This window comes from Novosphingobium barchaimii LL02, from assembly GCF_001046635.1.
Classification (GTDB): domain Bacteria; phylum Pseudomonadota; class Alphaproteobacteria; order Sphingomonadales; family Sphingomonadaceae; genus Novosphingobium; species Novosphingobium barchaimii.
Window position 1 is genome coordinate 1079178 of the sequence record NZ_KQ130452.1, and the last position, 24590, is coordinate 1103767.

Annotated in this window: 20 protein-coding genes and 1 pseudogene; 7 read left to right on the top strand and 14 right to left on the bottom strand. The window is 65.2% G+C overall.

Annotated elements, in window-relative coordinates; all coding sequences use genetic code 11:
* Positions 1–62 precede the first annotated feature (62 nt).
* Entirely contained in the window at positions 63–239 is a 177-nt protein-coding gene (locus V474_RS26085) for a hypothetical protein (RefSeq protein WP_169795006.1), read from the top strand.
* Positions 240–245: 6 nt separating this feature from the next.
* Here V474_RS26085 and V474_RS05355 read toward each other — a convergent pair whose 3' ends face one another.
* The 10 genes from V474_RS05355 to gor form a co-directional block, all read right to left on the bottom strand.
* Positions 246–1025, bottom strand: a complete 780-nt coding sequence (locus tag V474_RS05355; protein WP_059150434.1) for a thioesterase family protein — start codon at positions 1023–1025, stop codon at positions 246–248.
* A complete protein-coding gene (locus V474_RS05360) occupies positions 1025–1396 on the bottom strand; it encodes a tRNA-binding protein (RefSeq protein WP_059150435.1) in 372 nt (123 codons plus the stop codon). Before V474_RS05360 ends, V474_RS05355 begins: the two co-directional genes overlap by 1 nt.
* Position 1397: 1 nt before the next feature.
* On the bottom strand, positions 1398–3419 hold the full coding sequence (locus V474_RS05365; protein WP_059150436.1) for an acetyl-CoA carboxylase biotin carboxylase subunit: 2022 nt from the start codon (positions 3417–3419) through the stop codon (positions 1398–1400).
* A complete protein-coding gene (locus V474_RS05370) occupies positions 3401–4276 on the bottom strand; it encodes an alpha/beta hydrolase (RefSeq protein ID WP_059150437.1) in 876 nt (291 codons plus the stop codon). The genes V474_RS05365 and V474_RS05370 overlap by 19 nt, the downstream gene beginning before the upstream one ends.
* Positions 4273–5343, bottom strand: a complete 1071-nt coding sequence (gene bioB, locus V474_RS05375; RefSeq protein ID WP_407938314.1) for a biotin synthase BioB — start codon at positions 5341–5343, stop codon at positions 4273–4275. The genes V474_RS05370 and bioB overlap by 4 nt, the downstream gene beginning before the upstream one ends.
* Positions 5344–5437: 94 nt before the next feature.
* Positions 5438–7597 (bottom strand): methylmalonyl-CoA mutase, encoded by a 2160-nt coding sequence (gene scpA, locus V474_RS05380; protein WP_059150439.1) that lies wholly within the window; start codon positions 7595–7597, stop codon positions 5438–5440.
* 125 nt (positions 7598–7722) lie between these two features.
* Positions 7723–8160 carry a methylmalonyl-CoA epimerase gene (mce, locus tag V474_RS05385; protein ID WP_059150440.1) on the bottom strand — a complete coding sequence of 146 codons (438 nt, stop codon included), beginning with the start codon at positions 8158–8160 and terminating at the stop codon, positions 7723–7725.
* Positions 8157–9338: a beta-ketothiolase BktB gene (gene bktB, locus V474_RS05390; protein ID WP_059150441.1), complete on the bottom strand. Its 1182-nt coding sequence runs from the start codon at positions 9336–9338 to the stop codon at positions 8157–8159. The genes mce and bktB overlap by 4 nt, the downstream gene beginning before the upstream one ends.
* Positions 9339–9457: 119 nt before the next feature.
* Positions 9458–10984: an acyl-CoA carboxylase subunit beta gene (locus tag V474_RS05395; RefSeq protein WP_059150442.1), complete on the bottom strand. Its 1527-nt coding sequence runs from the start codon at positions 10982–10984 to the stop codon at positions 9458–9460.
* A 212-nt stretch (positions 10985–11196) separates the two neighbouring features.
* Complete coding sequence (gene gor, locus V474_RS05400) at positions 11197–12543, bottom strand: glutathione-disulfide reductase (protein WP_059150443.1); 1347 nt, start codon at positions 12541–12543, stop codon at positions 11197–11199.
* A gap of 203 nt (positions 12544–12746) precedes the next feature.
* Here gor and V474_RS05405 point away from each other — a divergent pair, with 203 nt between their 5' ends.
* Positions 12747–13397 carry an RBBP9/YdeN family alpha/beta hydrolase gene (locus V474_RS05405; protein ID WP_059150444.1) on the top strand — a complete coding sequence of 217 codons (651 nt, stop codon included), beginning with the start codon at positions 12747–12749 and terminating at the stop codon, positions 13395–13397.
* A gap of 212 nt (positions 13398–13609) precedes the next feature.
* On the opposite strand, the gene pgi is transcribed toward V474_RS05405, so the two are convergent.
* Positions 13610–15130, bottom strand: a complete 1521-nt coding sequence (gene pgi, locus V474_RS05410; RefSeq protein WP_059150445.1) for a glucose-6-phosphate isomerase — start codon at positions 15128–15130, stop codon at positions 13610–13612.
* Positions 15131–15281: 151 nt separating this feature from the next.
* Here pgi and lepB point away from each other — a divergent pair, with 151 nt between their 5' ends.
* The 5 genes from lepB to V474_RS05435 all read left to right on the top strand — a co-directional run bounded on the left by lepB (position 15282) and on the right by V474_RS05435 (position 20511).
* Entirely contained in the window at positions 15282–16139 is an 858-nt protein-coding gene (gene lepB / locus V474_RS05415) for a signal peptidase I (RefSeq protein ID WP_082699593.1), read from the top strand.
* Positions 16140–16808: a ribonuclease III gene (rnc, locus tag V474_RS05420; protein ID WP_059150446.1), complete on the top strand. Its 669-nt coding sequence runs from the start codon at positions 16140–16142 to the stop codon at positions 16806–16808.
* A complete protein-coding gene (era, locus tag V474_RS05425; RefSeq protein WP_059150447.1) occupies positions 16805–17701 on the top strand; it encodes a GTPase Era in 897 nt (298 codons plus the stop codon). Before rnc ends, era begins: the two co-directional genes overlap by 4 nt.
* Positions 17701–18885: an SGNH/GDSL hydrolase family protein gene (locus V474_RS05430; protein ID WP_236710702.1), complete on the top strand. Its 1185-nt coding sequence runs from the start codon at positions 17701–17703 to the stop codon at positions 18883–18885. Before era ends, V474_RS05430 begins: the two co-directional genes overlap by 1 nt.
* Before the next feature lie 111 nt (positions 18886–18996).
* Positions 18997–20511, top strand: coding sequence for a hypothetical protein (locus V474_RS05435; protein ID WP_059150448.1), 1515 nt, complete (start codon positions 18997–18999; stop codon positions 20509–20511).
* Here V474_RS05435 and V474_RS26935 read toward each other — a convergent pair.
* From V474_RS26935 to topA, 3 genes and pseudogenes are all read right to left on the bottom strand, one after another.
* A pseudogene (locus V474_RS26935) lies at positions 20512–21683 on the bottom strand (alpha/beta fold hydrolase).
* 60 nt (positions 21684–21743) lie between these two features.
* Positions 21744–21923: a hypothetical protein gene (locus tag V474_RS05450; protein WP_007680958.1), complete on the bottom strand. Its 180-nt coding sequence runs from the start codon at positions 21921–21923 to the stop codon at positions 21744–21746.
* On the bottom strand, positions 21920–24520 hold the full coding sequence (gene topA / locus V474_RS05455; protein ID WP_059150451.1) for a type I DNA topoisomerase: 2601 nt from the start codon (positions 24518–24520) through the stop codon (positions 21920–21922). The genes V474_RS05450 and topA overlap by 4 nt, the downstream gene beginning before the upstream one ends.
* Positions 24521–24590: the final 70 nt, after the last annotated feature.

Genomic DNA, 24590 nt, shown 5'->3' on the forward strand with positions numbered 1-24590 from the left:
GAGTTCATGCTGCATGTGCGAGAAAACGTGCGATCCCAGTTTTCGCACGAAAGCCTGTCCCCATGCCCGTTATCGGATGCCTGCTGCTGATAGTCCTGCCGCTGCTCGGTCTGGCCGGCGGAGGGTTCGTGGGGGGCGCAGAGGGTGCGAAATGGGGCGCGGGCGCCGGCTTTGCAGCAGCGATGGTGGTGCTCGGCGCAGGTTCCTATGCGTTTATCAAAGGCATACGCGGACGCTGAGACGCGTCAGCCGAATACGGCGACCGACTGCATCCCGGAGATCGCCGGAACGCCATCCGCGCGCCACTGCATGATATGCTCGCTCGCCCCGCCATGCGCCGCGTGCTCGCTCGTCGAACGGATCAGCCACCAGCCGTCGGCGTCCGGGCGCGGGTCCAGAACATTGACGTGCCACTGCATCGACGAAATCGGCACGCGGAACGACAGCAACGGCCATACCGCCACCGGGAGCGCATCGCCGCACAGCACCGCTTCGACTTCAGGGTGGAGGCCGCCGCGCTCTCGGGGGCGGACCCACCAGCATAAATCCGCCTCTCCCAGCATCGCTCTAGGCATGGCGAAGCGGACGTCGAAATGGTTACGCAGGAAGGCCGGAGCCTGATCCATCGGGACCGGCGGCGCATCAACTAGCGGGATAGCCTCTTCGGGCATCGCGTAATGATCGATGGCAAGAGCGCTCTCGATCGGGCGCATGAAGACGAAACTGGCGCAAAAACCGACCCCGCCCTTGCCGGTAAGTTCGGCGGCAACCCAAGTCGCATTGCGCCCCTGCCGCAGCACTCTCGCCCGTGCCTCGATGCGCCCGGCAAGCGGTGCGATCATCGAAAACTGGCCCGAGCGCAGCGGCGCAAGCTCATCTGAAACCCCGCGCGCCGCAGCCACCGCTATGGCGGAGGTCAGCCCGCCATAGGCGGTGCGCCCCTGCAACCAATCCTCAGTGATTTCCAGCGAAAAGCCGTTCTCAAGCGGCTCTGCCTCGGCCAGCATGGTTCCGAGGCCCGCCATCAAAAAAGCCGTGATCCGTTGGGCACCGCCTTGTCCGGGGAAAACAGGACCACTCTGCCCTCCGCATCCGCGAAGCCCATCGTCAGCACTTCCGACAGAGCCTTGCCGATCTGGCGGACGGGGAAGTTTACCACCGCCGCCACCTGCCGCCCGACAAGCTCCTCGGGAGAATAGAGCGCGGCCACCTGGCCAACGCTCTTCTTCTCACCGATGCCGGGACCGAAATCGATCCGCAGCTTGTAGCTTGGTTTGCGCGCGCCTTCGTAAACTTCCGCCGCCACTACGGTGCCGATGCGGATGTCTACTTTCAGGAAATCGTCGAAGCCGATCTCTTCGGCTGCGAGCGCGGCAGGGTCGTGATCGAGGTGCATCTCACTCCATTTCGAGGATGATCGCATCCACGCGCAGGCTCTCGCCAGCCTTGGCATTGACGGTCTTCACCGTACCCGACTTCTCGGCGCGCAGGATGTTCTCCATCTTCATAGCTTCGACAACTGCAAGCGGCTGGCCGGCCTCGACCTTGTCGCCCTCCGCCACGCTCAGCGAAACCAGCAGGCCCGGCATCGGGCAGATCAGGAAGCGCGAAAGATCCGGCGCGACCTTTTCGATCATGTGCTGCGTCAGCCCGACGATGCGGGAGGGCAGGCACTCCACCTTGTGGATCGCGCCGCGCGTGGTCATCCTGAAGCCGGTGCGGGTGGTCTCCAGCTTGAGAACCAGATCCTCACCGTCGACATCGGCTTCCACGAAACGGTCGCCCGGCGTGTATTCGAGAGCGAGATCGACCTCTTCGCCGTTCACCGTCAGCAGATCTTCGTCGAGTTCGACTTCGTGGACGGTGCCGTCAATGGTCACGGTCCAGGCGCTCGGCGGATCGAGCGGGCCGCCAAGCTGGCCTTCCACCTGACGCGCACGGTCGGACCGGGCAGTGGCAACGAAGGCGGCCACGGCGGCCAGCTTAACCTTGAGGTCATCCGACGCGGGCGCGCCGTGGAACCCATCGGGATATTCCTCGGCGATGAAGCCGGTCGTCAGTTCGCCCGAGCGGAAGCGCGGGTGCTGCATGATGGCCGAGACGAAATCGATGTTGTGGCCCAGACCCTCGATCTCGAAGGCGTCAAGCGCGGCGACCTGCTTGTCGGCAGCCTCATCGCGCGTTTCGCCCCAGGTGATGAGCTTGGCGATCATCGGATCGTAGAACATCGAGACTTCGCCGCCTTCATAGACGCCGTCATCCACACGCACGCCGTCGACACCGCGGCGCCCGTTGGCATTTTCGTCCTCGGTCCAGCCATCAACCGGCGGGTTGTAGCGCGACAGGCGGCCGGTGGAGGGCAGGAACCCGCGATAGGGGTCCTCTGCGTAGACGCGGTTTTCGATGGCCCAGCCCTCGATCTTCACGTCGTCCTGCGTCATGGCCAGCGGTTCACCGGCGGCGACGCGAATCATCTGCTCGACCAGGTCGACGCCGGTGATCGCTTCGGTAACCGGATGCTCCACCTGCAGGCGGGTGTTCATTTCGAGGAAGTAAAAGCTCTCGCCGGTGGCATCCGCGCCCGAGACGATCAGTTCCACCGTACCGGCCGAGTAATAGCCAACCGCGCGGCTCAGGGCGACGCACTGCTCACCCATGGCCTTGCGCATGGCCGGGGTGACGAAGGGCGACGGCGCTTCCTCGACCACCTTCTGGTGGCGGCGCTGGATCGAGCATTCGCGCTCGTTCAGGTAAAGAATATTGCCGTGCTTGTCGCCGAGGATCTGAATTTCGATGTGGCGAGGGTTGAGGATGAACTTCTCGATGAAGACGCGGTCGTCGCCGAAGGAATTCAGGCCCTCGCGCTTGGTGGCCTCGAAGCCCTCGCGAACGTCGTTTTCGTTGTAGGCCAGGCGCATGCCCTTGCCGCCGCCGCCGGCGGACGCCTTCATCATCACCGGGTAGCCGATCTCGGCGGAGATGCGCACGGCATGCTCGGTATCCTCGATCTCGCCGACGAAGCCGGGGACGACATTGACGCCGGCCGCCTTGGCCAGCTTCTTGGACTCGATCTTGTCACCCATCGCCGCGATTGCGTTCACAGGAGGGCCGATGAACTCGATGCCCTCTGCGGCGAGTGCCTCGGCGAACGAGGTTCGCTCGGACAGGAAACCGTAGCCGGGGTGAACCGCTTCCGCGCCCGTCTGCTTGCAGGCGGCGATGATCTTGTCGGCGATCAGGTACGACTGCGCGGCGGGCGCGGGGCCGATGTGAACCGCCTCATCCGCCATCTGCACGAAAGGCGCGCGGGCATCAGCATCGGAATAGACGGCAACGGTCTGGATGCCCATGCGGCGCGCAGTCTTGATGACCCGGCAGGCGATCTCGCCCCGGTTCGCGATCAGGATTTTTTTGAACATGTAACCTCAAAGCCCCATTCAGCGTCATGCTTGTTATCGGTCGGAAACAGGAACTGCAGCGCCTGCGGTGCAAGCGTGTGATAAGCGGTCGCATGCGTCAGGTCCTCACGTGGGACGAGACAGACGAGCGGTCCACTTGCATCCGCAACGACTTTCGCCGCCTGCGCGGTTTCCGGCCCTTCGTTGGAATACGTCAGGAACAGGGGGCCGCGCTGCCGGTCGGCAGCGAGAAGGCCCGCAGCTGCTTTCGCAAGCGCGCCGTCGTCCCACCACAGGCTCGCGTCGATAGCGGCGTAGCGGTGGAACAGCCCGGGCTCGCGCAGCCAGATTTCAGTGATGAACAGTCCAGCCAGCGATTCGCCAATCACGCCGTCATCGCCGTTGGTGCGATAGGTCGCCTCAACCAACGGCTTCACCTGGTCACGCAGGAAAGTGCGGAAAGCGGCGGACTGTCCTGCCGTAGGATATTGTTTGCGCTGGCCTGCATTACCGGGGCTGCCGATCAGTTCGGCCCGCCGGTCCTTGCTCTCGATCCCGACGACGATCACCGGCAGCGAACGCCCCCATACGGCGTTCAGCGCACTGGTTCCGGCGATGTGGAGGAAGTCCTGCGAAAGTCCGCCGTCGATGAGATAGAGGACGGGGTAGCGCGTATTTCCCTGCCCGTAGCCATCGGGCAGGTAGACGTTCACCTGCCGCATATCGTCCTTGGCAAAGGGAATGAGGTGCGTTTCGCCGATCGTGATCGGCACGGCAGCAGAAGGTGCCACAGCCGCAGACGGCGCGGCCGCCACGGCGCAAGGTGCGGAAAAAAGGCAGGCCAACGCCAGCAGCATTGAGCCCGCGCTTTTCATCATTCGGCAGCTTCCAGCTTGGCGCAGCCTTTGGGCATGCGCTGGGCTTCCACCTGCCCCGGCGTCAGGTCGATCGCCATCGGCTTGATGCCCAGACGCGCGAACATCGCCAGGTCGTTGTCGTCGCCCGAATTGGGTGCAGTGAGCAGCTTGTCGCCGGTGAAAATCGAGTTTGCGCCGGCCATGAAGCACATCGCCTGCGTCATATCGGACATCGCTTCGCGGCCCGCGGAAAGGCGCACCATCGACAGCGGCATGGTAATGCGCGCCACGGCCACGGTGCGCACGAACTCGACATCGTCGATCTTGGCGAGCGGGGTATCGGCCAGCATGTCGCCCAGCACGGTCCCCTTTACCGGCACCAGCGCGTTGACCGGCACCGACTGCGGATGATCCGGCAGCGTGGCGAGCGTGTGGACGAAGCCCACACGGTCCGCGCGCGTTTCACCCATGCCGACGATGCCGCCCGAGCAGACGTTGATGCCCGCCATCCGCACGTTCGAAAGTGTGTCGAGGCGGTCGTCCATGGTGCGCGTGGTGATGACCTGGTCGTAGCGCTCAGGCGAAGTGTCGATGTTGTGGTTGTAGTAATCCAGCCCCGCGTCCGAAAGCATGTCGGCCTGATCGGGGGTGAGCATCCCCAGCGTCATGCAGGTTTCGAGGCCCATGGAGCGCACGCCTTTCACCATTTCGATGATGGCGGGCATGTCGCGGTCCTTGGGGTTGCGCCAGGCGGCGCCCATGCAGAAGCGGGTCGAGCCCTGATCGCGTGCCTGCGCGGCGCGCTGGAGGACCTGCTGGACTTCCATCAGTTTGGTCGCCTTGACCCCGCTGTCGGCTTTGACCGACTGCGAGCAATAGCCGCAATCCTCGACGCAACCGCCGGTCTTGATCGAGAGCAGCGTCGAAAGCTGCACTTCGTTGGCCTTGTGGTTGGCGCGGTGAACCTCGGCTGCGCGAAACACCAGCTCGGTGAACGGCAGGTCGAACAGACCAGCAATTTCCTCACGGGTCCAGTCGGTGCGAGCCACAGTCGGGGCGGCGACGGCGGGGGTATCAGTCATAGTCATTCCTCAGGCAGCATCGTCGGCATGGGGGCCAGTGCCCAGCCATAGAGCCTGGAGCCGTCCCTTGCCAGTTCTCGCACGCGCCCCTGCACAGCGCTTACTCGGCCGCCTGCAGTTCGGAACCGGCCGGCGGCATGTTGTGGCCCAGCAGGCGCAGCACGTCGGCGGCGCATTCGACCACGTTCGAGCCGGGACCGTAGATGCCCTGCACGCCGGAATTGCGCAGATATTCATAGTCTTTCGCGGGGATCACACCGCCTGCGATCACCTTGATATCGCCGCGGCCGGCATCGCGCAGCTGCTGTATCAATTCGGGGATCAGCGTCTTGTGGCCTGCGGCAAGGCTGGAGGCGCCAACAACGTCGACTTCGTTCTCGAGTGCCAGCACCACGGTTTCCTCGGGAGTCTGGAACAACGGCCCCGAATAGACGTCGAAGCCCATGTCGCCAAAGGCCGATGCGATGACGTTGGCGCCCCGGTCGTGGCCGTCCTGGCCCATCTTGGCGACGAGCAGCTTGGGCTTGCGGCCCAGACGGCGCTCCACCGCAGCGACGCCGTCGAGCACCTGCTGCCAGCGGCTGTCGCCTTCGTAAGGGGCGCCGTAAACGCCCTTCACCGGGGTCGGCTGGGTGCCGTAGCGCTCGAAGCTCTCTTCCATCGCGGACGAGATTTCGCCCAGCGTGGCGCGGGCGCGGGCGGCTTCCACCGCGAGGGCGAGGAGGTTGTTCTCGATGCTGGCGGGCGATGCGGCGCCTGCCGCCAGCGCTTTCAAGGCAGCCTGGCAGACGGCTTCGTCCCGATCCGCCTTCATCTTGTTGATGCGGGCGATCTGGCCTTCGCGGACCTTGGCGTTGTCGATGTCGAGCGTCTCGATCGCGTCCTCGGCGGCGAGGCGGTACTTGTTGACGCCGACGATCACGTCGTCACCCCGGTCGACACGCGCCTGGCGCGAAGCGGCGGCGGTTTCGATCATCGCCTTGGGCCAGCCGGCGGCGACTGCCTTGGCCATGCCGCCCTCGGCCTGGACACGCTCGATGATTTCCCAGGCCTGATCGACCAGCTGCTGCGTCAGCGATTCGATGTAGTAGGACCCACCCAGCGGATCGACGACATTGCACATGCCGGTCTCCTCCTGGATGATGATCTGCGTATTGCGGGCGATGCGCGCCGAAAAATCGGTCGGCAGCGCGATCGCCTCGTCCAGCGCATTGGTGTGCAGCGACTGGGTGCCGCCCAGCATCGAGGCCATCGCCTCGACCGTGGTGCGGATGACGTTGTTGTAGGGGTCCTGCTCCTGCAGGGACACGCCCGAGGTCTGGCAGTGGGTGCGCAGCATCTTCGAACGCTCGTCCTTGGCGCCAAGGTCAGTCATAACCCGGTGCCACAGCACGCGCGCGGCGCGCAGCTTGGCGATCTCCATGAAGAAGTTCATGCCGATGGCGAAGAAGAACGACAGACGGCCCGCGAACTTGTCGATGTCGAGGCCCGAGGCAACGCCGTACTTCACATATTCCGCGCCGTCGGCGATGGTGAAGGCCAGTTCCTGGACCTGCGTCGCGCCTGCTTCCTGCATGTGATAGCCGGAAATCGAGATCGAGTTGAACTTGGGCATTTCGCGGCTGGTGTAACCGAAAATGTCCGAGATGATCCGCATCGAAGGCTCGGGCGGGTAGATGTAGGTGTTGCGGACCATGAACTCCTTGAGGATGTCGTTCTGGATGGTCCCGTCGAGCAGCTTGCGGTCGACGCCCTGTTCCTCGCCGGCGACGATGAAGAAGGCCAGGATCGGGATCACCGCGCCGTTCATCGTCATCGAGACCGACATCTTGTCGAGCGGGATGCCGTCGAACAGGATCTTCATGTCCTCGACCGAGTCGATCGCAACGCCGGCCTTGCCGACATCGCCAACCACGCGGGGGTGGTCCGAATCGTAACCGCGGTGGGTGGCAAGGTCGAAGGCGACCGACAGACCCTTCTGCCCGGCGGCAAGGTTACGGCGGTAAAAAGCGTTCGATTCCTCGGCGGTGGAGAAACCGGCGTACTGGCGGATGGTCCAGGGGCGGCCCGCATACATCGAGGCTCGGACGCCGCGCGTGAACGGCGCGTAGCCCGGCAGGCCGGGGTCCACGGTCACGTCCTCGGCGGTGTAGAGCGGCTTGACCGCGATGCCTTCAGGCGTGTTCCAGGTCAGGTCCCTGCCCTTGACCTCCTTGTCAGCCGCTGCCTGCCAAGTCTCGATGGTGGGTTTATCAGTCATCGCCTTGCCTCGCCAATTTCGTCATCCTGAACGTGTTTCAGGATCCATTTTTCGATCCAATCCGTTCGTGCCTCGCCTGCACGATGGATCCTGAAACACGTTCAGGATGACGGACAAAATCACACTCAGTGCGCGCCCTTGGGCGTTTCCATGATCTCGGTAAGCTGTCCGCCCATGTCCTTGGGGTGGACAAAGAAGATCATGGTTCCGTGCGCGCCGATACGCGGTTCACCCAGGACGCGTTTGCCAAGACCCTCGAACCAGGCCTTTGCCTCCTGAATGTCGGGCACTTCGTAGCAGATGTGGTGCTGGCCCCCGAGAGGGTTTTTCTCCAACCACTTGCCCACCGCCGAGTCCGGCGTGGTCGGCTGGAGCAGTTCGATCTGCGTGCCCGCAGTACCGTTTTCGCCCGGCGTGTTGACGAAACACACGCGCACCTGCTGGCTTTCCAGCACGAACGGTTCGGTCACGTCGGCGGCGCCCATCACGTCCCGGTAGAACGCGATCGAGGCGTCGAGATCGGGCGTGGCGACGCCGATGTGGTTGAGGCGGCCCAGCTTCATGCGACATTCTCGATCACTAGAGCGATGCCCTGCCCGCCGCCGATGCACATCGTGACGAGGCCGTACCTGCCGCCGGTGCGCTTCAGTTCATAGGCGCACTTGATGGTGAGCATCGTGCCCGTCGCGCCGACCGGGTGACCGATCGAAACGCCCGAACCATTGGGGTTCACCTTTTCGGGATCGAAGCCAAGGGCCCGGGCGACGGCGCAGGCCTGCGCCGCAAAAGCCTCGTTGCTCTCGATAATGTCGATCTGGTCGAGGGTCAGGCCCGCGCGCTTCAGCGCGATCGGCACCGCCACGATCGGGCCCTCGCCCATGTATTCCGGCTCGACGCCGGCGTGGCCCCAGGCAACGATCCGGGCGAGCGGCTTGAGACCGCGCTTCTCGACCTCGGTGCCGGTGGCCAGCACCACGGCGGCGGCGCCGTCGTTGATGCCGCTGGCGTTGCCGGCGGTGACCAAACCGTCCTTCTTGAAGGCCGGCTTCATCTTGGCCAGCGTTTCCGGGGTGGTGTCGGCGCGGACATGCTCGTCGGTGTCGAATACGGTGACACCCTTGCGCGTCTTCACCTCGACGGGAAGGATCTGGTCCTTGAAGCGGCCTTCCGCGATGGCGCGGGCGGCTCGGCTGTGGCTGGTCGCGGCCAGCGCGTCCATGTCTTCACGCGAAACGTGGTGGCGCTCGGCCACGTTCTCGGCGGTGATGCCCATGTGGTATTCGCCGATGGCGTCCGACAGGCCAAGCGTCAGCGCGTCTTCCTGCGTGTTGGCGCCCATCTTCTTGCCCCAGCGCACGCCGTGGTCATGGTAAGGCACGTTCGACATCACCTCGGCGCCGCCGGCCAGCGTGACCGATGCCTCGCCCAGCTTCATCATCTGCGCGGACGAGATGATCGCCTGAACGCCCGATCCGCACAGGCGGTTCAGCGTCAGCGCGGGAGTGGCCAGCGGGATACCGGCCTTGATGCCGATCACGCGGGAAAGCGTCTGGTCGCGGGCGCTGGTCGGCATCACCTGACCGATGACGACATGTTCGACCGCTTCGGCTTCGATGCCCGCACGCTTCAGCGCCTCGGCGGCGACAAGCGCGCCCAGATCCGACGGCATGAAGCTCTTGAGCGAGCCGCCGAAGTCGCCGACTGCCGTGCGCACGCCGCTGACGATGTAGATCTCTTCCATGATCTGCCTTCCAATCTTTATCTCGGTTTCGAGTGGAGGGCCTATTCGCCCTCACCCCGCGATCGCGGTACTCTCAAAAAGAACACCGCCCGCAGCCCCGACCACGCCTCCGGCGCGCGTCAGAGCGGTATGTTGTCGTGCTTTTTCCAGGGGTTCTCGATGCTCTTGTTGGCCAGCTTGCGCAGGCCCAGCGCGATGCGCCGGCGCGTCGAGTGCGGGTAGATGACCTCGTCGATGTAGCCCCGGCTCGCCGCCACGAAGGGGTTGGCGAAGCGGTCTTCGTATTCCTTGGTCTTGGCGGCGATGCCGTCCGCATCCTGTCCGCGAAAGATGATCTCCACCGCGCCCTTGGCCCCCATCACCGCGATTTCCGCAGTCGGCCAGGCGTAGTTGAGATCGCCGCGCAGGTGCTTCGAACTCATCACGTCGTAGGCGCCGCCATAAGCCTTGCGGGTGATGATGGTGATCTTGGGCACGGTTGCTTCGCCGTAGGCGAACAGCAGCTTGGCACCGTGCTTGATGATGCCGTTATGCTCCTGATCGGTGCCGGGCAGGAAGCCGGGCACGTCGACGAAGGTGACGATCGGGATGTTGAACGCATCGCAGAAGCGAACGAACCGCGCGGCCTTCTTGGACGAGTTGATGTCCAGCACGCCCGCCAGCACCATCGGCTGGTTGGCGACGATGCCCACGGTCTTGCCCTCGATGCGGCCGAAGCCGATCAGGATGTTGCCCGCGTGGAGCGGCTGCAGCTCGAAGAACTCGCCCTCGTCAAGGGTTTTGCGCAGCACTTCCTGCATGTCGTAGGGCTGGTTGGCGGAAGGCGGGATGATCGTGTCGAGGCTATGCTCAAGACGGTCCCAGGCATCGGCGCAGGGGCGTTCCGGCACGTCGTCGCGGTTGGAGGCAGGCAGGAAATCGAAGAAATCGCGCGCCGCCAGCAGCGCCTCGATGTCGTTCTCAAGCGCCAGATCCGACACCGAAGTCTTGCTGGAGTGCGTGATCGCGCCGCCCAGCTCTTCCTGCGTGACGACCTCGTTCGTGACCGTCTTGACCACGTCGGGGCCGGTCACGAACATGTAGGAGCTGTCCTTCACCATGAAGATGAAGTCGGTCATCGCGGGCGAATAGACCGCGCCGCCGGCGCAGGGCCCCATGATGAGCGAAAGCTGCGGCACCACGCCGGAGGCAAGGATGTTGCGCTGGAACACGTCGGCATAGCCGCCCAGCGAGGCGACGCCTTCCTGGATACGCGCGCCGCCCGAATCGTTGAGGCCGATCACCGGCGCGCCGACCTTCATCGCCGCGTCCATCACCTTGCAGATCTTCTGTGCATGACGGGCAGAAAGCGAGCCACCGAACACCGTGAAGTCCTGGCTGAACACGAAGACGAGACGGCCGTTGATCGTGCCGGAACCGGTGACCACGCCGTCGCCGGGTATCTTCTGGTCCTGCATCCCGAAATCGACGCAGTCATGCTCGACGTAGAGGTCCATCTCCTCGAAGCTGTCCTCGTCGAGCAGCACGTCGAGACGTTCGCGCGCGGTCAGCTTGCCCTTGGCGTGCTGCGCATCGATGCGCTTCTGCCCGCCACCCAGCTTCGCTGCGGCCCGGCGCTTTTCCATTTCGGCGATGTTTGCTGACATCCGGCTTCCCTATGTACCCAATGGTCGCGGCATCGAAATGCCCATGCCCCGTAAAGGCAGCTGGAAGCGCTCAGGTCAACAGTTTTAATCGCCCGGTTAACACAATTCGTAGGGCTGTTTCGGCTATATCCGTCAGGCGATATGGGCAGCAGCGCGCCGTCCCGGACCTGATCCGGGACGGCATTGATATTATCGGCCCCTGCCCGCTGCGCTCACTTCAGCAGGACGAGTTCCTCCGACATCGTCGGGTGGATGGCGACGGTAGCGTCGAAGTCGGCCTTGGTGAGGCCTGCCTTCACCGCGACGGCAGCAGCCTGCATGATCTCGGGGGCTTCGGCGCCGATCATGTGAATGCCCAGCACGCGCTCGGTCTGTGCCTCGCAGACCATCTTGTAGAGCGAGCGTTCGTTGCGGTGGGCGACGACGTTCTTCATCGAGCGGAAGTCGCTGGTATAGACCTTGACCGAGCCGTACTGCGCCGTCGCCTCGGCTTCGGTCAGGCCCACGGCGGCGATCGGCGGATGGCTGAACACGGCAGAGGGAATGCACGAATAGTCGACCGTCGTCGGCTTGCCGCCGAACACGCTATCGGCAAACGCCTGCCCTTCGCGGATGGCGACAGGGGTGAGCTGCACGCGGTCGGTCACGTCGCCCACGGCGTAGATGCTCTCGACGCTGGTGCGCGAATTCTCGTCGACCTCGATCGCGCCCTTCTCGTTGAGGTTCACGCCCACGTCGCCGAGGCCAAGGCCCTCGATGTTAGGGACCCGGCCGGTGGCGAACAGCAAACAGTCGACTTCAAGCGGTTCATGATTGCTCATGTGGACGGTGAGCGAACCGTCCTTGTTCTTCTCCACCTTCTCGAACGCGGCGTTGAAGCGGAATTCGATGCCTTTGATGAGCGAGATTTGCAGCAAGCGGTCGCGCAGAGCCTCGTCATAGCCGCGCAGCAACTGATCCGAGCGGTTCATCAAAGTCACCTTCGCACCGAACTGGTTGAAGATGCCGGCAAATTCGTTGGCGATGTAGCCCGCGCCGGCGATCAGCACGCGCTTGGGGATGGCATCGAGGTGGAACGCCTCGTTCGAAGTGATACCGTGTTCGTGGCCCGGGCACGTGGGCACCATCGGGCGCGCACCTGTGGCAATCAGGATGTGCTTGGCCGTCTTCTTCTCGCCGCTCGCCAGCGTGATCTCGTGCGGGCCGGAAATGACGGCACGCTCGTGAAAGATCTCGACTTTGTTGTTGTCGAGCGTCTGCGTGTAGAGGCCGTTCAGCCGGTCCACGTCGCCCAGCACGTTGTCGCGCAGCTTGATCCAGTCGAACTTGGGCTGACCCACGTCCCAGCCGAAGTGGCGCGCATCCTCAAGATCCTCGGCGAAGTGGGCACCGTAGACGAGCATCTTCTTGGGCACGCAGCCACGGATCACGCAGGTGCCGCCGACCCGGAACTCCTCTGCCACGGCAACTCGCGCCCCGTGCGCCGCCGCCACACGGCTGGCCCGCACGCCGCCCGAACCGGCGCCGATGGTGAAGAGGTCGTAGTCGTATTCGGCCATGCGTCTGTGCTCCGTTGCGTTGGGGCGCATATGGGACATGGCCCCGCCGATTGCCAGCAACCACAAGGCCGCTTCGCCGTTTCCATCCGGCGTGCGGTTCACTCGATTTAGCGCCGGCCTATTGTCAACTATATTGGTTGAGTTTATATCCGAGTCCTGGCTGCTCCTTCGTACAGCAGCGCATCACGACTGGGAGATCACCGATGGCACGTTCGCATAACGCCTCGGCGGACAAGCAGGAGCCGCTGATATTGCTCGTACCCGGCCTCGAAGGCAGCGGCCCCGGCCACTGGCAGCGGCGCTGGGCGGAAGAGATCGACAATTGCCAGATCGCCGAACTGGGCAGCTGGGACACCCCGCACCGCAATACCTGGATCAACCGCCTAAACCTTGCGGTACACCGCGCCGGACGGCCGGTGGTGCTGGTGGCCCATAGCCTGGGCTGCGTGCTGACCGCATGGTGGTCCAAGTTCGAGCAGCCCGGCTACTCGACGCCGGTGATCGGCGCCATGCTGGTCGCGCCTCCCGAGGTCGACTTCTTCCCTCGTGACGAGCGCCTCACCGGCTTTGCGCCAACCCCTGCGGATGCGCTGCCCTTTCCCTCGCTGTTGGTGGCGAGCCGCAACGATCCCTGGATCGGCTTCGATACCGCCCGGGGCCTCGCGCGGCGCTGGGGGAGCGATTTCGTCGATGCCGGCAATGCCGGGCACATAAACGCCGATTCCGGGCTGGGAAGCTGGGAGGACGGCAAACACCTGCTGGCGCGTCTGCTCGACGGTCAGGTAGCGGCGGCGCCCGTGCCGCTACGCACCGAACATGGCGACTGGGCGGAAGGCCTCGAATACCGCGCCTGACGGCAACGTCAGCGCGTCAACAGCCCCTTGCAGGGCGCCGGGGCGGGACTTGCGCCCGCTCCGGCGTATGTTCCTGCGGCGGCGGATTACCCCATCCTTCGACAAGCTCAGGATGAGCGGAGCGGATGGGGAGACCGCGAATTAAAGAAACACCGTCCCAACCCCGCTCAGGCTGAGCCTGTCGAAGCCCCCTTGCGACAGGCCCTGCCCGATCAGCCGATACCGGCGATAGCCAGCAGCGCCTCGGTCGAAGGGTCGAAGGTCGTCCCGCCCTGCTCGATCTTGTTGGCGATTTCCTTGCCCAGTTCCACGCCGAACTGGTCGAAGGGGTTGATGCCCATCAGGACCGCGTTCGCAAAGGTGCGGTGTTCATGGAACGCCACCAGTGCGCCGAACGTCACCGGGCTGACTTCGTCCAGCAGGATCGTCGCCGAAGGACGGTTGCCGGCATAGGCGCGCGCCGGGTCTTCGCTGGCCTTGCCCGCCATCAGCGCCGCGCCTTGCGCGAAGCAGTTGGACAGCAGGATGCGGTGATGCGCCGAAGCCTGGTCATGGCCCGGCTCGATCGAGGCGATGAAGTCCACCGGCACCAGGTTGGTGCCCTGATGCAGCAGCTGGAACACCGCATGCTGGGCATCGGTGCCGACGCCGCCCCAGGTGATCGGCGCGGTAGGGCCGTCGACCGGGGTGCCGTCCATCTTCACGCTCTTGCCGTTCGATTCCATCTCCAGCTGCTGAAGATAGTCGGGCAGCAGCGCCAGCCGTTCGTCATAAGCGAATACAGCACGGGTCTGACAGCCGAGCAGGCGGGTGTAGTACTGGTCGGCGAAAGCAGCGCGCAGCGGCAGGTTGTCGATGCCATCGGCATCGCGGAAATGCACGTCCATCGCGGCGGCCCCGGCCAGGAACTCGGCGAAATCGGGCCAGCCCAGCGCCATGGCGACCGGGAAGCCGATCGAGGACCATAGCGAATACCGCCCGCCCACGCTTTCCGAGAACGGCAGGACGCGGGTTTCGTCCACGCCCCATTCCATCGCCTTTTCCGGCGAGGCGGTCAGCGCCACGACGCGGCCATAGGGGTCCTCGACGCCGTTATCACGCAGCCACGCGATCGCGCTTTCGGCGTTGGTCATCGTTTCAAGCGTGGTGAAGGTCTTGGAGGCGACCGCCAGCATCGTGGTGGCCGGGTCGCACGCCTTGAACGCCTGCTCCAGCGCGCAGCCATCGATGTTGGAGACGACATGCACGTCCACCAGCGCGCCCTTGCGGGCCAGCGCGTCCACGGCCAGCGCCGGGCCAAGCGCCGAACCGCCGATGCCGATGTGGATCAGGTGCTTGACTTCGCCCATCGCTCCGCGGTGGATAGCCTCGACGATCGCGGCCATGCGGTGGTGGTACATCGCCGCCAAATCGACGCTTTCCTCCTTGCCGATGCCGCGCTGGGCGGTGTGCTCGGCCGCGCGGCCTTCGGTGGTGTTGACGATCTCGCCGGCAAACAGCGCGGCGCGGCGGCCGGCAAAGTCCATCACTGCTGCCAGTTCCTCGAAGGCGGCGACATGGGCCGCGTCGAGGTGCGTCTTCGACCAGTCGAAGCGGATACCGGTGGAGTTCTCCTCCTCGCCCAGCTCAAGCTCGGTGGCGAATGTGTCGAGACGCGCCGGGTCACTGTCGAAAAGCTGCGCCAGAGTCGGCTTTTCCAGTCCCTGAAGCTTCTTCCAGACCGCTTCGCTCATGCCGTGCAACTCCTGTTGGCCGTGTTGGTCGGCCTTATGCGTTCCGCAAGTGCGAAATCCAAGCCCGAGTTGTGCAATTATCGGCCAGTGTCACACCTTGGTGGGGATCGCACTTGACGGGAGCGCGCCCGCGTGGGCAAGGGTTTCGATCATGAGCGATACCCCTATCCAAGCCGCAGAGGCCGCCGCGAAAGCCCCTGCGGACAAGCCCGTCACCGGACCGGCAACCCCGGTCAAGAAGGACGAGAGCTTTTTCTCCTTCCTGGCGTGGCTGGTGCTGGGCGTGCTGATCCTGCGCAGCTTCATCATCTCGCCCTTCAACATCCCCAGCGAATCCATGCTGCCCCGGCTGCTGACCGGCGACTATCTGTTCGCCACCAAGTGGTCCTACGGCTTCTCGCGCTATTCGCTGCCGTTCAGCGTGCCGCTGATCCCGGGCCGCATCTTCGCCAGCCAACCCGAGCGCGGCGATGTGGCGATCTTCAAGGCGCCTCCCGGCAACGACGTCGACTACATCAAGCGCGTCATCGGGCTGCCCGGCGACGAAGTGCAGATGAAGGGCGGCCAGGTCTGGCTCAACGGCAAGGCCATCCCCAAGGTCAAGGTCGCGGACTTCCTCGTGCCGATCAGCCCCAACACCGATTGCGGCCCCGGCTTCGACAGCACCGACAAGGACGGTACCCCCGTCTGCCGCTACCCGCAGTTCCGCGAAACCCTGCCCGGCGGCAAAAGCTACACCGTCCTGGACATGGGCCAGACCCCGCAGGACGATACCGGCGTGTTCATCGTTCCCGAGGATCACCTGTTCATGATGGGCGACAACCGCGACAACTCGATGGACAGCCGCTTCCCGGCAGTGGAAGGCGGCGGCATCGGCATCGTCCCGCAGGAAAACCTGGTGGGCAAGGCCGCCGTCATGATGTTCTCCACCGATGGCTCGTCCGAATGGATCAAGCCGTGGACCTGGTTCACCGCCGCTCGCTGGAACCGCATCGGGAGCGTTATCTGAGTGCTTGATGCGCCCACCCGCGCCTTCCTGACCGAACACGCCGGCTACGAACCCGCCGACGAGGCCCTCTGGCTCTCGGCCCTGACCCACGGGTCCACCGGTGATAAGCGCAATTACGAAAGGCTCGAATTCCTGGGCGACCGCGTCCTGGGACTGTCGGTCGCAGAGTGGCTCTACCGTAACAGCGAGGAGGCGGAAGGCCGCCTCTCGCAGCGCCTCAACGCGCTCGTCAGCCGCGCCACCTGTGCGATCATCGCGCGCGAGATCGGCCTCGGCCCGCACATGCGGCTGGGCAAGCAGGCGCGCGACGACGGCGGCGAGGATTCCGAGAACATCCTGGGCGACGTGATGGAGGCGATCATCGGAGCCTGCTTCACCGAACGCGGCTTCGAAGGCGGCCGCGACATGGTCCTGCGCCTGTGGAGCGACGTGCTGCACGGCAAGACCGGCAAGCGAAAGCATCCCAAGTCCGCCCTGCAGGAATGGACCGCCGGCAACCGCCGCCGCATGCCCGAATACAAACTGCTCGACCGCTCCGGCCCCGATCACGCCGCGCGTTTCACGGTCGAGGTATCCGTTCACAACGTCGGTTCGGCCCAGGCCACCGCAAACTCGAAGCAGGACGCCGAGACCGGCGCCGCCGAGGAATTCATGAGGAAATTCGGATGACCCAGCACTGCGGTCTCGTCGCCGTCCTAGGCGCTCCCAACGCGGGCAAGTCGACGCTCGTCAACGCTCTGGTCGGCCAGAAGGTGGCGATCACATCGGCCAAGGCCCAGACCACCCGCGCCCGCTTGCTGGGCATCGCGCTGGAGGATGAAACCCAGATCATCCTGGCCGACACTCCCGGCATCTTCGAGCCGCGCCGGCGCCTCGACCGGGCGATGGTAGCCGCCGCCTGGGAAGGCGCGCAGGAGGCCGACGCGATCCTGCTCGTGGTCGATGCGGTGAAACTGCGCCGCCACGAACTGGCACCTTTGCTGGAATCCCTGAAGGGCCGCCCGGAGCGCAAGCTGCTGGTGCTCAACAAGGTCGATGCCAGCGTCAAGGAAAAGCTCCTCGAACTGGCGCAGGAATTCAGCGCTGACTCCATGTTCGATGAAGTGTTCTTCGTCTCCGCGCTGACCGGCGACGGTGTTCCCCAGCTCAAGTCCTGGCTCGCCAAGCTGATGCCGGAAAGCCCGTGGCACTATCCGGAGGACCAGGTTTCAGACGCCAGCGAGCGCCTGCTGGCCTGCGAAATCACCCGCGAGCAGATCTACCGCCAGCTCCACGACGAGCTGCCTTACGACGCCGCCGTGCGCCCGGAAAGCTACACTCCGCGCAAGGATGGGTCGGTGGAGATCCGCCAGCAGATCGTGGTCGCCCGCGAAAGCCAGAAGGCCATTGTGCTGGGCAAGCGCGGCGCCAAGATCAAGACCATCGGCGAAGCGGCCCGCACCGAACTGGCCGCCGTGCTCGGCCATCCGGTCCACCTGTTCCTCCACGTCAAGGTCGAGGAAAACTGGGCAGATTCCGCCCGCGACATCTACGAAGAAATCAGGCTGGACTGGGTTAAGTGATGACGCCGGTATTGAGGAATCTCGGTGCAGCGCTGCTGCTGGGCTGCGCGGCCGCCTCGATGCCGGCACTCGCCCAGCAGGCGACGACAACCGACAGTGCCAAGGCCTCCTCGGTCAAGAAGCCGAAGGTCGAAAAGCCCAAGGTCTTGAAACCCAAGGGCAAGAAGGGGGCGCCCGCCCCCGTCGAAGCCGCCAAGGTGGTCCTCCCCGCCGAGGCGACAAAGCCCGTCGTCATGGAAAGCCTGCTCGACAAGCGCTACGTCGCGATCGGCTCATCTTTTGCGGCCGGGCCGCAGCTGCCGCCCTCCAAGCCAAGCTGGCCGGCGCGCTGCGGACAGAGCTTCAACAACTATCCCACGCTGCTTGCCGAACGCTTCGGGGTTGAGCTGATCGACCGCAGCTGCTCGGGCGCGACCACCGAAAACGTGCTCGGCCCGTGGAACGAAGTGCCGCCGCAGATCATCAGCGTCACGCCCGAAACGCGCCTCGTCACCGTGACGATCGGCGGTAACGACCTGTCGTACATCGGCAACCTGTTCTCGGCGACCTGCGCCTTCAACGCCAAGCTGGCCCCCGTTCCGGGCGCCAAGACCCGCGCCTGCGGCGCCGTTCGCATCCCCACCGAAGCGGACTATGTGCGCGACGAAGCGCAGTTGAACGAGATCGCGCGCCGCATCAAGGCCACCGCCCCGCAGGCCCGTCTCGTCTTCGTCCAGTACTTCAACCCGCTCCCCAAGCCCGGCGGCCTGTGCCCGGCGACCCCGGTCAGCGAGACCGACGCCGCCATCGTGCGCGAAATCGGCCGCCGCCTTGTTGAGATCACTTCGCGCGTCGCGGAAGCCCACGGCGTGCCCGCGATCGAGATGAACCTTTCCTCGGCCGCGCATACTCCGTGCGACAAGGAGCCGTGGATGATCGGCTCGCCTGCCGGCTACGACGGCCGCCAGGGCCTTCAGTGGCACCTCAACAAGGCCGGGATGCAGGCCACCGCCGACGCCATCGCCGCCTGGCTCATCAAGAGCGGCGTCAAGCCGGTACGCTCACCCGTCACCGCCGAACCGGGCCTCAACCCGCCCGGACAGGCCCCGACGATGACCGCACCGAACGCGCCCGCCCCGGCAGTCCCGGTGCCCGCGCCGACGGTCAAGGCCCCCGCGAAGCCCACAACCGGTACGAAGCGCTAAAAGCCCGCACAGGCCCATGCCCGCAACCCGTCGCAATTCTGCAAACTTGACGCAGTAATCGCCCCTTCAGCGAGCGCCCCCGGCGGCCGCACCGAGGAAGGGCTCGCCAGAATGATCGCGCGGATCGCCGCAAAAGCGCATTGGGCGATCCGCCCGGCCGCCGCGGACGCCCTGCGCCTCGGCTCGCTGGCACTCTATCTGCCTGTCGCCTTCGCGCTACGGATGGTGATGCTGGGCAAGCCCGCGTTCCAGTCGGACGAACAGTTCTACCTCCTCGTCGGCCAGCGCATGGCGGCGGGCGCCCTGCCCTATGTCGACATCTGGGACCGGAAGCCCTGGGGCCTTTTTGCCATCTTCCGGGGGGTCTACGCGCTGCCGTTCGACCCGGTGCTGACCTACCAGCTGCTCGGCCTTGCAAGTTCGGTGCTGACGGCGCTGGTGATCGAGCGGATCGCGCGGCGCATCGCACCGCCCCGCGCCGCGCGCATGGCGGGCCTCGCCTATCTGATCTGGCAGCCGGTGTTCAACGTGGCGCTGGGCCAGTCGCCGGTGTTCTACAACCTGCCGGTCGCGCTGGCGGCGCTGATCGTACTCGATGCCCGCCTGAAGCCCGGCGATCCGCTGCTGGCGCGGCGCGGAATGGAGGCGATGCTGCTGATCGGCCTCGCCCTGCAGATCAAATACAGCGCCGTGTTCGAAGGACTGGCCTTCGGCCTCCTCCTCCTCGCCCGGGGCCGGGCCAACGGCTGGACCGCTGCCCGCCTCGCAATGACCGGCACCGCATGGGTCACCGCCGCCCTTGCCCCGACCGGCGCGGTGCTGCTCGGCTATGTCTGGGCCGGCCACGGCGAGGCTTTCGTTCAGGCGAACTTCCTGTCGATCCTGGGTCGCTCCACCGACCATGCCGACGCTTTCGCCCAACTCGGCAAGGAATGCCTGGCGATGATCCCCTTCGGCCTTGCCCTCATCCTTGCGCCCCGGCGCCTGTCCACCGTTCGCGGCGAGCGGCCCGCGACATTGCCCGACCTGCGCCTTTGGGCACTGGCGAGCATCGGCGGCTTTTTGATCTTCGGCACATGGTACGACCACTACCTCGGCCCGGTTCTGGTACCGCTCTGTATCCTCGCCGCCCCGGCGCTGGCCCGCACCGCAAAAGGTGAGCGCTGGTACGGCCGCCTGCTGCTGGGCCTTGGTGTGATCGGCGCCATTGCCGTGCCCGTCGCCCAGGTGATCGAGCGGGGCACCGCTGCCCAATTCGCCGCCGCCACCCGCGCCGTCGCCGGCGAACTGCACGGCCGCTGCCTCTATGTGTACGAGGGCGACAGTGCGCTCTACCGCACCACGGGGGGCTGCATCCCGACCCGCTTTGCCTACCCCAGCCACCTTAACGCCATGAACGAGGCCGGCGCACTGGGCGTGTCTGCCGAAGCGGAGGTGCGGCGAATTCTGGCCAGCAAGCCCGGCGTGATCGTGGTTTCGGAAACAGGCCGCCCCAACCAGCCCAACCGGGCAACGCGCGCCTTGGTAAAAGCGGCGCTAGGCCGCGACTACGAGCGCTATCAGGTCGCCGCACTGGGTCAACGGCGCTACGGCCTGTGGCGCCTCAAAAGCGCACCGCGCCGCTGATCAGAACTTCCGGCAATCGTTGGCCGGTGTTCTGCCGGCAAAGCGCGCATCGATCCAGTCGAGCGTTTCCGCCGCACTGTTGCGCGCGCTGGCCGCATGGTCGCCGCCAGGGATCGCGATGTAGCGCACCGCCCGGCCCCGAGCGCAGAGCCGGCGCGCGAAATCCCGCGTCGCATCCGGCGAGACGAGCGGATCAGCGACGCTCTGCGCGATCAGCACCGGCCCCGGTACCTTGCCAGCATCCACGCTGTTCGTGCGTGCCAGCGTTGCCCAAGGCTCGATCGTGCCCAGATCCTTGCCTTTGAGGCCGCTGCGCACCGACATCACCCCCAACATCGTTCCCAGCTTCGGCGTCTTGTCCAGTTGGACGCAATTGTTCCGCGCCAGCCGTGTGACGACGCCCCGGTTGGTGGGACCGAACACACTGGCAAGGGGCGCGCCGTACCGTCTGGACCAGGAATAAGTCACGAATGCCGTGAACATGGCCTTCACAGCCGGATTGCCCTTATAGGCAAGGTTGACCAGCAAATCGGTCGGCGGCGCTGCGGCGGCCGTGCCGACAAGCGTGAGGTCCGGCGCATAGCGCTGCGCCTCGGCTGCGGTCCAAAGGGTAGCGTGCCCCCTTGCGATTCGCCCCAAAGCGCCAGTCTTGCGCTTGCACCGGTGCCGGGGATCGCCCGCGCCGCGCGCACGGCATCGAGCACCGAATGGGCCGTCTCGCGCCCGGCAAGGAAGCCGTGGACGCCTTCCGAGCCAAGCCCCGGATAATCCGCCGCCGCCACGACATACCCCCGCCGCACCATGTCGGCGAGCGCCGGGGTCGCCTCGAAGAAATTGCCGCTGAGCGAAGGCGCGCATTTGCTGGCAACGCCCCACGCACCATGCTGCCACGCGATCACAGGCCGGCCGCGCGGCGCCGGCGCCTCACGCGGCGCGATGACCATGCCCGTGGCCCGAACGGCGGCGCCGTCGTCCAGCGTGGTCCAGTACGTGATGCGCCAGGCCTGCATCCCTTCGGGCGGGGCGGCGATGGGATCGGCAGAGATCAACGAGCCGGGCATCGAGGGTTCCGGCTTGGCAGAAATCTGCCGCGCCCACGCCGGCGCCGAAAGGTTCAGGCAGGCCAGCCCCAGGACCAGAGCCAATGCGGGGCGATAAATGCGCGCGGCCATGCGGGGCTTCCTCTCCGATTCGAGGGGAAGCTAACACGCACGGCCGCCGCACCAAACCGGTCAACGCGCCTTGGCGACGCCGATATTGTGCTGCTTGGCGGCGTCCTTGGTCGATTCCTCGGTACGGTTGAGGGCCTTGGCGATTTCCTTGAGGCCCTTCCCCTTACCGGCGAGAATCTGCAGTTTCTGCAGTTCCTCGGGCTTCCAGGGCTGCTTGTGCTTGGCTGTCTTGTCGCTCATTCCGCTGCCTCCGCAGGCTTCTTCTTGACGGGAGCCTTCTTGGCAGCCGTCTTGGTGCCAGCCGCCTTGGGAGCCGCTGCCTTCTTGGCGGCAGGTTTCTTCGCCGCTGCCTTCTTGGGAGCCGCCTTCTTCTTGCCCTTGGCCGGGCCTTTCGCAGCCTTCTCGGTGATGAGCGTGACGGCCTGTTCTTCGGTGATGTCCTCGGGTTTCATGTCGCGCGGCAGCGTGGCATTGGTAGTGCCGTCGCTGACGTAGGGGCCGTAGCGCCCTTCCATCACCTTCATCTCGCCGCCGCTGACGGGGTGCGCGCCGAATACCTTGAGCGGCTCCGCCTTGGTGCGCGAGGCGCCGCCGCGATTTGCCGCGTCGGCCAGCATCGAGACAGCCGCGTTCATGCCGGTGTCGAACACCTCGGCAGTCGAGCGCAGTTTGGCATATTTACCATCATGAGCGAGGTATGGGCCGTAACGTCCTATGCTGGCAGTGATATCCTTGCCGCTCTCCGGGTGCTGGCCCACAGCGCGCGGCAGGCTGAGCAGCTTGATCGCCCATTCCAGATTGAGCTCGTCGATGTCCTTGGGGATCGACGCGCGCTTGGCCTCCTTGCCCTCACCCAGCTGGATGTAGGGACCGAAGCGGCCGGTGCGGCGCATGATATCCTGGCCGGTCTCGGGGTCCTGGCCCAGCGCCTCGTCATCGCCGCCGCCATCGGCGCTGCCACCGGGCTGCGCGAACTTGCGGGTGAACTTGCACTCAGGGTAATTCGAGCAGGCGATGAACGCGCCGTAGCGGCCACCGCGCAAGCTCAGGCGCCCCGCCTCGCACTTGGGGCAGATGCGCGGGTCGGTGCCGTCTTCCTTGGGCGGGAACAGATAGTCCGAGAGGAATTCGTCCAGCGCCTCGGTCACTTCCGAGGGCTTCTTCTCCATGACCTCGTCGGACTTGGGCTTGAAGTCGCGCCAGAAGTTGGCGAGCAGCACCTTCCATTCCTCGCGTCCGCCCGAGACGTTATCAAGCTGGTCTTCCATGCCTGCCGTGAAGTCGTAGGCGACATAGCGGTCGAAGAAGCGTTCGAGGAACGAGGTGAGAAGTCGGCCTGATTCTTCTGCAAAGAAACGGTTTTTCTCGGTCCGCACATAGTTGCGGTCCTTGATGACCTGGATCGTCGAGGCATACGTCGACGGACGGCCAATGCCAAGTTCTTCCAGCCGCTTCACCAGGCTCGCCTCGGAAAAGCGCGGCGGCGGCTGGGTGAAGTGCTGCTCGGCCGTGACGTCCTTCTTGGCCGGCATGTCGCCCGCCTTCATGAACGGCAGCAGGCCTGCCTCGTCGTCGTCGTCCGACTTGTTGTCGCGGCCTTCCTCGTAGACGGCGAGGAAGCCGGGAAACTTCACCACGGTGCCGGTGGCGCGCAGTTCGTTGCGGCCAGTACCGTCGCGCATCGTGATGGTGGTGCGCTCAAGCGCGGCGGAGGCCATCTGGCTGGCCATCGCGCGCTTGAAGATCAGGTCGTAGAGGCGCGCCTCATCGCCCGAATCAAAGCGGTCCTTGGTGAATTCGGTCGGCCGGATAGCCTCGTGGGCTTCCTGCGCGTTCTTTGCCTTGGTTTCGTAGTGGCGCGGCTTTTCAGGGACGTAATGGCCCGAGAAACGCTCGGCGATCGCCGCGCGTGCGGCCGAGATCGCGCTGGGGTCCATCTGCACGCCGTCGGTACGCATGTAGGTAATCGCGCCCGCCTCATAGAGCGACTGCGCCACGCGCATCGCCTGGCTGGCCGAGAAGCCCAGCTTGCGCGCAGCCTCCTGCTGCAGGGTCGAGGTGGTGAACGGCGGCTGCGGGTTGCGGCGGTGCGGCTTGGTCTCGACGCCCTCGACCTTGAAGGCGCCGGCCTCGACGGCGGCCTTCGCGCGCATCGCGGAGCCTTCGTCGCCAAGGGTCAGGCGGTCCAGTTTCTGGCCGTCGAAGGTCACCAGCTTGGCGGTGAAGTCGGTGCCGTCATGCGCCATCTGCGCGGCGACGGACCAGTACTCCTGCGCCTTGAACGCCTCGATCTCGCGCTCACGGTCGACGATCAGGCGCAGCGCCACCGACTGGACGCGGCCAGCGGACTTGGCGCCGGGCAGCTTGCGCCACAGCACCGGCGAGAGCGTGAAGCCGAACAGGTAGTCGAGCGCGCGGCGGGCCAGATAGGCGTCGATCAGGTCCTGATCCAGCTCGCGCGGCTGGGTCATCGCCTTGGTGACGGTTTCCTTGGTGATCGCGTTGAACGTCACGCGCTGCACGTCCTTGGGCAGCGCCTTGCGCTTGGCCAGCAGTTCGCGAACGTGCCATGAAATCGCCTCGCCTTCGCGATCAGGGTCAGTCGCGAGGATCAGTCGGTCGGCGTCCTTGGCCGCATCGGTGATCGCTTTCACCTGGCGCTGCTTGTCTCCGTAAAGCTCCCAGTCCATCGCGAATTCCTCGTCCGGGCGGACGGAGCCGTCCTTGGGCGGCAGGTCGCGGACGTGGCCGTAGCTGGCAAGGACCTTGTAGTCCTTGCCCAGATACTTCTCGATGGTCTTGGCCTTTGCAGGCGATTCGACGATTACCAGCTGCATTTCAGACTTTCGTTATGCCTTATACGCGTAGGCGCGTTGTGCTCGTGCACATGCGCGCTCTCGCGTGCGC